The sequence below is a fragment of the Tenacibaculum sp. SSH1-16 genome (assembly GCF_040104435.1).
In the GTDB taxonomy this organism is placed as follows: domain Bacteria; phylum Bacteroidota; class Bacteroidia; order Flavobacteriales; family Flavobacteriaceae; genus Polaribacter; species Polaribacter mesophilus.
In genome coordinates, this window is the sequence record NZ_JBECOV010000002.1 from 1 (window position 1) to 12,527 (window position 12,527).

Genomic DNA, 12,527 nt, shown 5'->3' on the forward strand with positions numbered 1-12,527 from the left:
GTGGACAGACAGGAAATATCATCCGTTGGGAAAGTTCTACCGATAACTTTACCACTGATACCGATATTGCCAATACCACTACGACCTTAACAGCAACCAACCTTACCACCACCACGCAATACCGTGCTATCGTACAAAGTGGTGCCTGTACTGAAGCTACTTCTGCTACAGCAACCATTACTGTAGGAGGAGTAGTTAACTTAACTATAAATGATATTACGGCAGACAACATTATCAATGCCTCAGAAGCAGGAAGCACTATTCCAGTAACCGGAACCGTAGGCGGTGGCTTCAATACCGGCGACACGGTAACCTTAGTAATCAATGGAAACAACTATACCGGTACCGTAGATGCCAGTGGAAACTACAGCATCAATGTTCCAGGGTCAGACTTAGCCGCTGACACAGACACGACTGTAGAGGCTAGTTTCCTGTCATATGCAACTTGTTCCACCAACACGAATCATGTTTATAATGTAGACACGACAGCTCCAGTTCCTACCATAAGTGTAGACAACATCACGGCAGACAACATTGTCAATGCAACAGAAGCAGGGACAACCATTGCAGTAACCGGAACCGTAGGCGGAGACTTCAATACAGGAGACACCGTAACCCTAACAATCAACGGAAATAGCTATACCGGAACGGTAGATGCCAGTGGAAACTACAGCATCAATGTTCCAGGGTCAGACTTAGCCGCTGACACAGACACGACTGTAGAAGCAAGTGTAGCGACAACAGACGCTTCCGGAAACCCAGGCAATGCGAACACGACCCATGCTTATAATGTAGACACGACAGCTCCAGTTCCTACCATAAGTGTAGACAACATTACGGCAGACAACATTGTCAATGCAACAGAAGCAGGGACAACCATTGCAGTCACCGGAACAGTAGGCGGAGATTTCAATACCGGCGACACGGTAACCTTAGTAATCAATGGAAACAACTACACCGGTACCGTAGATGCCAGTGGAAACTACAGCATCAATGTTCCAGGATCAGACTTAGCAGCTGATACAGATACGACTGTAGAAGCAAGTGTTACTACTACTGATACTGCTGGAAATACTACTTCAACCACTGATACTCAACTGTATAATGTAGATACCACAGCTCCTACCCTTTCTATTGTTATTGATGACATCACTCCAGACAATATCATTGACGCAGTAGAAGCTGGAACTGACATCCCTGTGACTGGAACTGTAACTGGTGACTTTAATACGGGTGATACTGTAACCTTAATAATCAATGGGAATACCTATACAGGAACGGTAGACGCCAGTGGAAACTACAGTATAAATGTACCAGGATCAGACTTAGCAGCTGATAGAGATACGACTGTAGAAGCAAGTGTTACTACTACTGATACTGCTGGAAATACTACTTCAGACACTGATAATCAACTGTATAATGTAGATACCACAGCTCCTACCCTTTCTATTGTTATTGATGACATCACTCCAGACAATATCATTGACGCAGTAGAAGCTGGAACTGACATCCCTGTGACTGGAACTGTAACTGGTGATTTTAATACGGGTGATACTGTAACCTTAATAATCAATGGGAATACCTATACAGGAACGGTAGACGCCAGTGGAAACTACAGTATAAATGTACCAGGATCAGACTTAGCAGCTGATACAGATACGACTGTAGAAGCAAGTGTTACTACTACTGATACTGCTGGAAATACTACTTCAGCCACTGATACTCAACTGTATAATGTAGATACCACAGCTCCTACCCTTTCTATTGTTATTGATGACATCACTCCAGACAATATCATTGATGCAGTAGAAGCTGGAACTAACATCCCTGTGACTGGAACTGTAACTGGTGACTTTAATACGGGTGACACTGTAACCTTGATAATCAATGGAAATACCTATACAGGAACGGTAGACGCTAGTGGAAACTACAGCATAAATATTTCAGGCTCAGACTTAGCAGCTGACTCAGACATGACTGTAGAAGCAAGCGTTACTACTACTGATACTGCTGGAAATACTGCTTCTGCTACTGATACTCATTCATACAGTTTACTAGACTCTGATAATGATGGAATTCCTGATATTACCGACATTGATGATGACAATGATGGAATTTTAGATACCGATGAAGGAGATGGCAACATAGATACTGATGAAGACGGTATACCTGATAGTCTTGATACTGATAGTGATAATGATGGAGTTCCAGATGTTATTGAAGGAAATGACGATAATAGTGATGGGATACCTGATAGCCTTCCTTCTGGAAATGACTCAGATGGAGATGGTTTGGATGATACTTATGACACAGATAACGGAGGTACCCCTGTAGACATTCCTGATAATGATGGAGATGGTATTCCAGATTTTCAAGATATTGATGATGACAACGATGGTATTAATACTTCAGATGAAAATCCTGGTGACTCTGACCCAACAACCAACGATGCTCTTGATACCGATGACAATGGTATTCCTGACTATCTGGACCCTAACACAAAACCATGTGGTACTCCCTATAACATCATGACTCCTGGTAGTGATGGTGATAATGATATTTTCTTCATCTCTTGTATAGACAGACCTGAATATAGTAATAATACTGTTGAGATTTTCAACAGATGGGGTAACACTGTATACAAAGCCTCTGGCTATAACAATAAAGACGTTGTTTTTAACGGAACTTCTAATGGAAGAACAACAATTAATGTTGATGAAAAATTACCTTCAGGCACCTATTTCTATGTTATCGATTTAGGTGATGGATCAAAACCAAAAGTAGGCTGGTTATACATTAATAGATAAAAAAAATAATATGAAATTAAAACACCTATACACATTAATATTCTTAATACAAATATTAATAAATGTAAATGCTCAACAAGACCCTCAATATACTCAATATATGTATAACACTATGAGTGTGAACCCTGCATATGCTGGATCAAGCGGACACACTATAATAAATGCTCTTGCAAGAACTCAATGGGTTGGTATTGAAGGTGCTCCTGACACTCAAACGCTAAGTTTCGATACTCCTCTAGGCTTTAGCGGCGTTGGGTTAGGTATTAACCTTACTAACGATAGAATAGGCCCCGCCAATGAGATTTTTCTGGATATCAATGCTTCTTATACAGTTCGTACCAGTGATGAGGGAAATTTAGCTTTTGGGTTGAAACTTGGAACAAGACATTTAAATGTTGATTGGAACAAAGGTATTGTTAAGGACCGAGACGATAAAAGTCTAACTGGAAACATTAATAGATTTTTACCAACTATTGGAGCTGGTATTTATTACTATACTTCTAACTGGTATTTGGGAGCAGCTATTCCTAATTTTATTAACACAGATCATTATGATGACTCTAATAATGGAGGTGATGTCGCAAAAGAACGAATACACTTGTTTTTAATTGGTGGATATGTATTTGATTTAAACGAAAGTATTAAGTTTAAGCCCGCATTTTTAACAAAAGTTGTAAATGGTGCACCTTTATCCCTAGATGTATCAGCTAATTTCCTTTTCAATGAAAAATTTACAGCAGGTATAGCTTGGAGGTGGGATGATTCTATTAGTGCTTTGATAGGACTTCAAGCTTCTAGAAATTTACACATAGGGTTAGCCTACGACCTCACTACCTCTAATTACAGCAACTACAATTCTGGAACCTATGAATTAATGATTAAATGGGAAATATTCAAAGAGCTAGCAATGAAGTCTCCTAGATTCTTTTAAATTATAAATAAAATGAAAAAAGCAATACATTTTTTACTTATAATAGTATTTATACCAATAACCATTAACAGCCAACGAAAGTATGCTGCTAATAGATATTTTGAAGAGTTTTCTTATAAAAAATCTGCTGAATTATATCAATCCATATACAACAAAGGAGATAATTCTTATACTGTATTAAGTAGATTAGGAGATTCTTACTACTTTAATTTTAAATATGTTATGGCAGAAAAAAACTATCAAGAGTTAATGAAACTATACGAAAATTCCGCTAAACCTAAACATATATTTAGATATGCCCAAGTTTTAAAAACTAATGGTAAAATAAAAGAATCTGACAAGTGGCTATTAAAATTAAACAAAAACGATAGTCGTGTGAAGGCTTTAGAAGAAAACACTAATTATTTTGTTGAATACTCTAATCGAGAAAAGACATATATAAACATCCACAACCTATCTAGCAACACTTCTTATTCAGACTTTGGTGGATACATTTATGATAATCATTTATATTTTTCTTCTACCCAACCCAAAACAGAAAAAGGTAAAAAACTCTATCGATGGAATAAGCAACCATATTTAAACATTTATAAAGCAAAACAAAATAACGATTCTATTAAAGTTTTGGATGTGGGTAAACCTATCATTCTTGAAGAATTAAGCTCTAAATATCACGAATCAAATATTGTTGTTTCTAAAGATGGAAAAACAGCTTACTTCACCAGAGATAACTTTGATGGCAAGCGATTAATAGGAGATAAAAATAATATTTCTCACCTTAAAATTTATAAAGCTACTAAAAAAGGAAACTTTTGGGGAGATATAAAAGAACTACCTTTTAATAGTAATAGTTTTTCTTGCGGACATCCTGCCCTTAGTCCTGACGAAAAAACACTTTATTTTGTTTCTGATATGCCAAATGGCTACGGAGATACCGACATTTATAAAATAGCAATTTTAGAAAACGATATCTATGGAAAACCTGAAAATCTGGGCAAAACTATTAATACAGAAAGCAAAGAAATGTTTCCTTTTATAGGGAATGATAATGTTTTATATTTTTCTTCTGATGGACATATTGGCTTAGGAGGTTTAGATGTTTTTGAGGCAAAAATCACTAGTAACTCTTATACAAAGCCAGTAAATTTAGGAAGTCCTGTTAATGGTCCTTTTGATGATTTTGCTTTCATTATTAACGACAAGCATACTCAAGGTTACTTTTCTTCCAACAGAAAAGAAGGTAAAGGAGATGATGATATTTATAGTTTTAAAATATACGATTGTAAAGAAAACATTAAAGGAGTTATTTCAGACTCAAAAACAGGAAACCCTATTCCCAATGCTACTGTTCAGCTTATAAACAAACAAGGAGAACCCATTTTTACTAAAACAACTAATAAAGATGGTAGTTATTTATTTGAAAAAATAGATTGTGAAAAGAATTTTGTAGTCGTTGCTTCAAAAAAAGATTATAGAAACTCTCAAAAAAATACAAAAACACTTAACATTAACAAAAGATTAATTACTGAGAACATCCAACTTGAATCTTTAATAAAAGATGATCAAATCATTATAAATCCTATTTACTTTGATTTTGATTTATATAATATTCGTGAAGACGCCGAATACGAGTTAGAACATATCGTTTCTGTCTTAAAAGACAACCCTGATATAAGTTTAAGAATTGAGTCTCATACCGATAGTAGAGGATCGCAAACATATAATAAATTATTATCAGACAAAAGAGCCAAATCTACAAGAGACTATATATTATCAAGAGGCATTTCTCCAAAAAGGATTAAAAGTGCTGTTGGTTACGGAGAAGAACAGTTATTAAACAAGTGCAATGATCTAAATCAAAAAAAGTGTACCGAACAAGAACATCAACAAAACAGAAGGTCTTATTTTTATATAGAAAAAAAATAATCTATTATTCTAATAAAAAGCAAAGGCTTTCAATTAAATTGAAAGCCTTTGCTTAGTAGCGGGAACAGGACTCGAACCTGTGACCTTCGGGTTATGAGCCCGACGAGCTACCTACTGCTCTATCCCGCGATTTTCGGTTGCAAATATACGTCTTTTTCTTTGTATTACCCAAATAAAAAGCAAATAATCCTTACTCTTATTCTAATGATAGAACTACATCCTTACAAACTAAACAGAAAACCAATATAATCACATGGGAACAAATTGTAGAGAGATTAATTTCAAAGACTAGAAATTAAAACTTATTAAGAATTGTGTTTAAATATTAAAACATTTCAACACAAACTTTTTAATCAGAAAAAAACTTTCAATTAGATTGAAAGCCTTTGCTTAGTAGCGGGAACAGGACTCGAACCTGTGACCTTCGGGTTATGAGTTCGAAGGAATGCCAATTTTCTCGCTTTTTTATAATTAAAACTTACAAAATAGTTTACGATATTGTTTACTGTAAATTAAATATTATTCTAAACCAAATTTAGAATAATTTTATATGGTATTTACAAAACTGGTTAAATTTTTTACTAGATTTAATTTTTAACGAATATTTAATGAGTCCTAGCAATTATTATTTAACCTATTTCAAAAAATAATTATTGTTTTTTTATATACTTAAAAAGTTATTTTTAAATTTTTGCTATAAAACAAATCAATAATTTGTTTGAAATCTATGCTACTTTTACCATGAGCCTAACCTTAAAATGTATTTCTGTTTTAATCAGTTTTTTTCTTTTACCTGTAAGTTTAATATCTCAAAACAAAAAAATAGATAGCCTTAAAATTGAATTAGAAAATTATAAGTTTAATGATACTATTCGTGTTAACTTATTATATGATTTGTCGCGTGCTAATTTTAGAAAGGATATTGGTGCAACCGATCGTTACCTAAATGAAGCTGATAGCCTAAGTACTATTTTAAATTATGAAATGGGAAAGGCTCGTGTTTATTATTTAAAAGGGATGCTTGAGAATATCAAAGCTAATTACACAGAAAGCTTACATTTTTTTAATAAATCGCTTAAGTATTATGAAATTATTCAAGACAAAAAAAGAGTTGCTGATGTATATGTAGCTTTCGGAATTACCAATTATGATTTATCCAGATATGATGAAGCTATAAAAAATTATCAAAATGCAACCAAAATTTACAGGGAGCTAAACAATAAAAGAGAAATTGTCACAAGTCTTATAAATACTGGAAATGTATATTCGGAAATTGGAAATTACAATGATGCCATTTCTAACTATAAGGATGCACTTATTATTAGTGAAGTTATTAATGATGAAGATGGTATTTCTTATGTTCATAGCAATTTAGGTGTTGTTTATAAAGTGCAAGGTAATTACCCATTAGCTATCGATAATTTTAATAAAAGTCTTGATTATGATAAAAGGATAGGAAATATATTAGGTATGGCTAGAATGCATAATAATTTGGGTGAAACATATATTTCTATAAAAAAATATGATAAAGCATTACAACATCTTTATGAGTCTTTGAGCTTATCTCATAAAACTAAAAATAAGAAGCTTATATCGGTTAATAAGAGTAATATCGGCAATGTTTATTTTTACAAGAAGGAGTATTTAAAAGCTATTGAATATTTTAGTGAATCTTTGCAAGTAAGTCAAGAAATTAATGATTTAAAGCATACTTCAATAACTTACATCAATATTGGGAACGTCTATTTAAAACTTGGTAAACCAATAATTGCTCGTAAAAATTACACAAATGCAAAAAGCATAAGTAAAAAAACAGAAAACAAACGTATTTTGTCCACTAGCTTTTTAGGTATTGCAGAAACTTACTTACATGAAAGGCTTTATTTGCAAGCGCTTACTTTTGCTTTGCAAGCCCAACAGATAGCCAAAGAATTAGACTTGTTAGAACCTCAAAAAACAGCTGTAGACATACTCTCTGAAGTTTATCAAAATACAGGACAATACAAAAAGGCTTTTGAAAGCCATCAAGAGCTAAAAAAGCTAAATGATAGTTTGTTTAACAAAGAAAATATTGAAAAAATTACTCAAATAGAATACGAGTACAAATACAAGCAAGCTTTAGATTCAGCTAGTCTTAGAGAGCTGAAATTAACAAGAACAGTACTTGATACCTCTCAAAACTTAAAAAAGTCTCAACGAAATTTACTGTTCGGTATCGTTGCTTTTTTAATAACAACATTGGTTTTAGGTATCATCATTCTATTCTTAAAACTGAGGAATCAAAAATCAAAAACACAAAATGTAATCATCGAGCAAAAACTATTGCGTTCGCAAATGACACCTCATTTTATTTTTAATTCATTATCAGTTTTACAAGGTATGATTTTGAATAAAGAACAGAAAAAATCGGTTTCCTATCTGTCGAAATTTTCAAAATTGCTTCGAACTATTTTAGAAAATTCTCGAGATAGAACTGTATTACTTTCTCAAGAATTAATGGCTGTAGAAAACTATTTAGCACTTCAAAATTTAGAAAATGAGTTATATACTTATACCATTTCTGTAGAAGAAGATATTGATACATCGCTTTTTAAAATTCCTCCAATGCTTATTCAACCATTTGTAGAAAATGCTATAGAACATGCTTTTGTTAACCTAATTGGAAATAGAACTATTAATATAGAACTCAGTTATTCTAACCAAGAGTTAATTTGTGTTATTAAAGATAACGGCGTAGGTATAGATTATTTAAAGAAAGATAAAAATCAAGACAAAAAATCATTATCGACAACGATTACTTCAGAGCGATTAGAAATACTATCAAAAGATTTTAAAATGAATGGCTCTGTTATTACGGAAGATAGAAAAAAATATAATGAACAAGGAACTATAGTTACCTTGACAATCCCTTATATAAAAATAGAAAGTATTGAAAACATTAATAATAGAAGATAAAGAATACATTAGGAAAGGTTTACGAAATCTATTACAGTTACTTGATACTGAAACAACTGTGTTAGGTGAATGTGAATCCGTAAAAGATGCCATAGTAGTTGCTAATGCTTGTAAACCTGAATTGGTTTTTTTAGATATTAATCTTACTGATGGTACAGGGTTTGATTTTTTAGCACAAACCGAAAACCTCAATTTTAAAGTAATCTTTATTACTGCTTATGAAGAGCATGCCTTACGTGCTTTAAAAATTGGAGCAGTAGACTACTTGTTAAAACCTGTTGATATAGATGAATTACAAATAGCACTTCAAAAAGTAGCTCATCTTCCAATAGACCAACAAAAGCAACAAGTACAAGTAGCAAAACAGGCTTGGAATAATGAAGATTCAAAGCTAATTTTATCATTACATGATAGTTTTCAAGTAATTGATTTAAACGAATTGTTGTTTTGTGAATCAGACAAGGGTTACACTACATTTTATTGTAGTAACAATAAAAAATATATGGTTTCAAAAACCTTAAAAGAGTTTGAAGAACGTCTGTGTAAAGCCAATTTTACACGCCCGCATCAATCTTACATGGTTAATTTAAAGTTCATAGATAAATATGATAAAACCGGAGTTATTCATTTAAAATGTGGCAAAAAAATACCAGTTTCTTCTAGAAAAAAAGAACATTTTCTAAATACTTTTTTAAACTGGACAAATAATTAACCTCCTGTTTTACGGATATTTTATAAAGTATTTCACTTATTTATTCAAAAACCTCAGAAATAGATTCTCTATTTCCTACTTCACTTTAACTATATACTTTTAGTCGTGTAATTATAAAAAACACGAAAATGAAAGTAGTAAAATTCATAGTAATCATAGCAGTATTTACTTTGTTGGTTTCTTGCGGAAATTCGACAAGTAAGCAAACAGCCAATAAAGAAGGATTCACTGCTATAGAAAAAGAACTCAAAAACGAATTTGGTAATAAGGCATATTATACAGATTTAACAATTACTCATAATAAGTCAATAGGGAATATTATTGGAGTAACGGTTACTTCAGCTCCTGAATCTTTAAAAATGGAACAATGGAATCATATGCAAGATAACTGGAAGCAAAACTCAGAAATTTCTTTAGAAGTACCTCAGGGAAGTAACGCAGCAGATTTTATGTTTCAATTAAATAACAGCATCAACTTATCTATACTAGGTGAATTGGTTGAAAAATCGAGTACTCAATTAACTGCAGAAAAAAGTATAGAAAATCCTGTTTTAAATATGGCATATATCAAATTTCCAAAGAATGGAGATGTGACTAAAACCGAATATGTGGTCATGTTAAACCCTGAGAACGGAGGTACAACATTTACATTCAGGTATAAATTAAATGGAGATTTTATTGAAATGGATTATTAAAATATAATAAACTTAAAAATTAGATAATATGAAAAATGTAAAATTAGCTATAAGCATACTAGTGATAACTTTATCTCTTTTTGTAAGCTGTTCACAAGATGAGAATAACCCTACAAAAGTAAGAGCAACCTCTACAGAGTTTAGTCTGCTTAAAGCAGCAGCTATGCAAAGTAAAATGCAAGATTTTCAGTTAAATGCAAACCAAACACAAGTACTTACAACAGAAAACGGCGTGCAATTTGTTATCAATGGAAACTGCCTTTCCAACAATGGAAATCCTATTACAGGAATTTTTGATATAAAAGTGATTGAACTTTTTAAAAGTGGAGGTATGGCGATCACAAATAAACCTACTATGGGGAGAATGGAAAATGGAGATAAGGCACTTTTAATTTCAGGAGGAGAATTTTTTATCAATGCCACTCAAGGAGGAGTACAATTACAATTGGATTGTCCTATACAGGTTCTTGTGCCTACTAGCCTTACTGGACAAGTAGATAATGAAATGATTTTATGGAAAGGAATAGGTATAGATGAAGACTGTGATTTACCCATAATCTGTGACAATATAGTTTGGGAAGAAATTGAGAACAAGGAAGTAGAAATTGCTAATGGAGATAATGGAGAAACGTTTTATGTTGCTGATTTTGGTGAATTTGGTTGGACGAATGTCGATAGATTTTCCCAAGACTCAAGACCTAAAACAACATTATTGGTAGATGTTCCCAACGGTTTTAATAACACAAACAGCAGTGTATATATATATTATAATGGAGAGCCAAATGCTTTAGGTGAGTTAGATACCTATATTGAAGAACAACAACTTTTTAGCGAGCATTATGGTCAAATTCCCATTGGTCTTGAATGTCACATCATTTTCACTAGTGAAGATAGTGGTAACTGGCTATATGCTATAAAACCTGCTACCATTGTAGATGGAGAGATAATCACTATTTCTGATGCCGATTTAAACACGGCAACGGCAAATGAACTGGAGTCCCTAATAAATGACTTGCCATAACCATAGTTTAAAGAAAATTTTTAAAAAAACAATAAAAAATAAACTGATGAAAAACATAACTAAATTTACAAAAACATTAATTCTTACACTATTAATAATAACCTATAGTTGTAGTAAGGACGACGATCCAATTATTATTAATCTTCAAAATTTAGAGGTTACAATAGATGAAAATCCTACGGTTGGACAAGTTATAGGAACCGTTGAAAGCGATAATAATGCTTCCTTAATCTTTAGCATTACTTCGCAAACACCAAATGGAGCTATCGAAATAAATGAAAATACAGGAGAATTAACCGTTGCCGATGCTACCTTATTCGATTTTGAAATAAACCCTACAATTACAGCAACTATTGCTGCGGATAAAGCTCAAAACACCGCTACGGTAACCATTACTGTAAACAATACAAACGAATTAAGCGTTCAAGATTTTTCTACAACTATTGATGAAAATCCTACCGACGGACAATCATTAGGAACTATTTCAGCAAGTGGTGATGCAACTTTAACTTATAGTATTACTGCTCAATCACCAAATGGAGCCTTAAATATAAATTCTAACTCAGGAGAATTAACCGTTGCAAATCCTACTTTGTTCGATTTTGAAACCAACCCTACAATTACCGCTACAGTTTCTGTTGATAATGCAGGTACCGTTCAAACAGCAACCGTTACCATTAATCTTAATGATATAGATGAAGTATCTGCTCAAAATACAAACCTAACTATTAATGAAAATCCATCAAACGGAGATGTTGTGGGGGCTTTACAGGCAAGTGGTTCTAATTTAACATATACTATTACCTTTCAAAATCCTGCTGGAGCTTTTAACATCAATGCAAATACAGGTGAATTGAGTGTTGCAGATGCTACTTTGTTTGATTTTGAAACCAATCCTAATATGTTAGCCACTATTTCGGTAAGTAACGGTACCCAATCGGTTTCTGCAAATGCTTTTGTTGCTCTTGCCAATATCAACGAGGTAGGCGACTATAATCATGGAGGGGTGGTTTTTTGGGTAGATCCCGCAGATAACAGCCATGGCTTGGTGTGCGCTCTTGACGAACAAGGCTCAGTTCAATGGGGCTGTGAAAGTGTTTTTATAAATGGCGCTACGGGAACCGCAATTGGAACTGGTCAAACCAACACCCAAGAAATCATTGCCGTATGTCCCGAAGTACCCATTGCAGCCAAACTTACTTCAGATTTATCCTTGAACGGTTACGATGATTGGTTCTTGCCCAGTAAAGATGAGATTCACGAATTATACATCAATAAAAGTATTGTAAACGAAACGATAACCGCCTATGGGGGAAGTCCTTTTACCAATACGACCCATTGGAGTTCTTCCCAAGATAGCACAACTACAGGGTGGGCATTTTATCAAGCCTTTAATGGATTTGAAGGCAGTGAGCAAAAATCACTAGAACTTCATGTAAGGGCCGTTAGAGCGTTTAACCAGTAATAAATAAAATATTAT

Annotated in this window: 8 protein-coding genes and 2 tRNA genes; 8 read left to right on the top strand and 2 right to left on the bottom strand. The window is 33.3% G+C overall.

The genetic code is table 11. From position 1 onward, the window contains the following. The 3 genes from ABMY20_RS02550 to ABMY20_RS02560 all read left to right on the top strand — a co-directional run. Positions 1-2,807 (top strand): Ig-like domain-containing protein (locus ABMY20_RS02550; protein ID WP_349264562.1); only part of this gene is annotated, 2,807 nt, incomplete at its 5' end. Positions 2,808-2,817: 10 nt separating this feature from the next. Then, positions 2,818-3,738 carry a type IX secretion system membrane protein PorP/SprF gene (locus ABMY20_RS02555; protein ID WP_349264563.1) on the top strand — a complete coding sequence of 307 codons (921 nt, stop codon included), beginning with the start codon at positions 2,818-2,820 and terminating at the stop codon, positions 3,736-3,738. A 12-nt stretch (positions 3,739-3,750) separates the two neighbouring features. Then, positions 3,751-5,664, top strand: coding sequence for an OmpA family protein (locus ABMY20_RS02560; RefSeq protein ID WP_173361105.1), 1,914 nt, complete (start codon positions 3,751-3,753; stop codon positions 5,662-5,664). A gap of 56 nt (positions 5,665-5,720) precedes the next feature. Here the strand turns inward: ABMY20_RS02560 and ABMY20_RS02565 are convergent. Together ABMY20_RS02565 and ABMY20_RS02570 are read right to left on the bottom strand one after the other, a co-directional pair. Next, positions 5,721-5,793: transfer RNA gene (locus ABMY20_RS02565), tRNA-Met, on the bottom strand. A gap of 265 nt (positions 5,794-6,058) precedes the next feature. Next, positions 6,059-6,126: transfer RNA gene (locus ABMY20_RS02570), tRNA-Ser, on the bottom strand. 252 nt (positions 6,127-6,378) lie between these two features. On the opposite strand from ABMY20_RS02570, the gene ABMY20_RS02575 reads away from it, so the two are divergent. From ABMY20_RS02575 to ABMY20_RS02595, 5 genes are all read left to right on the top strand, one after another. Next, the gene (locus ABMY20_RS02575) at positions 6,379-8,619 is read left to right on the top strand and encodes a tetratricopeptide repeat protein (protein ID WP_349264564.1); all 2,241 of its coding nucleotides are present in this window, start codon (positions 6,379-6,381) and stop codon (positions 8,617-8,619) included. After that, on the top strand, positions 8,594-9,331 hold the full coding sequence (locus ABMY20_RS02580) for a LytTR family DNA-binding domain-containing protein (RefSeq protein WP_281979964.1): 738 nt from the start codon (positions 8,594-8,596) through the stop codon (positions 9,329-9,331). The genes ABMY20_RS02575 and ABMY20_RS02580 overlap by 26 nt, the downstream gene beginning before the upstream one ends. 128 nt (positions 9,332-9,459) lie before the next feature. Beyond that, the gene (locus ABMY20_RS02585) at positions 9,460-10,026 is read left to right on the top strand and encodes a hypothetical protein (RefSeq protein WP_073181899.1); all 567 of its coding nucleotides are present in this window, start codon (positions 9,460-9,462) and stop codon (positions 10,024-10,026) included. A 28-nt stretch (positions 10,027-10,054) separates the two neighbouring features. Further along, positions 10,055-11,047, top strand: a complete 993-nt coding sequence (locus ABMY20_RS02590) for a hypothetical protein (RefSeq protein WP_349264565.1) — start codon at positions 10,055-10,057, stop codon at positions 11,045-11,047. Positions 11,048-11,093: 46 nt separating this feature from the next. Then, positions 11,094-12,512: a hypothetical protein gene (locus ABMY20_RS02595; protein WP_349264566.1), complete on the top strand. Its 1,419-nt coding sequence runs from the start codon at positions 11,094-11,096 to the stop codon at positions 12,510-12,512. Positions 12,513-12,527: the final 15 nt, after the last annotated feature.

Excerpts from the sequence above, each read along its gene's own strand:
- ABMY20_RS02590 (WP_349264565.1), top strand. The coding sequence starts at position 10,055 with ATGAAAAATGTAAAATTAGCTATAAGCATACTAGTGATAACTTTATCT.
- ABMY20_RS02595 (WP_349264566.1), top strand. The coding sequence starts at position 11,094 with ATGAAAAACATAACTAAATTTACAAAAACATTAATTCTTACACTATTA.
- ABMY20_RS02585 (WP_073181899.1), top strand. The coding sequence starts at position 9,460 with ATGAAAGTAGTAAAATTCATAGTAATCATAGCAGTATTTACTTTGTTG.
- ABMY20_RS02560 (WP_173361105.1), top strand. The coding sequence starts at position 3,751 with ATGAAAAAAGCAATACATTTTTTACTTATAATAGTATTTATACCAATA.
- ABMY20_RS02555 (WP_349264563.1), top strand. The coding sequence starts at position 2,818 with ATGAAATTAAAACACCTATACACATTAATATTCTTAATACAAATATTA.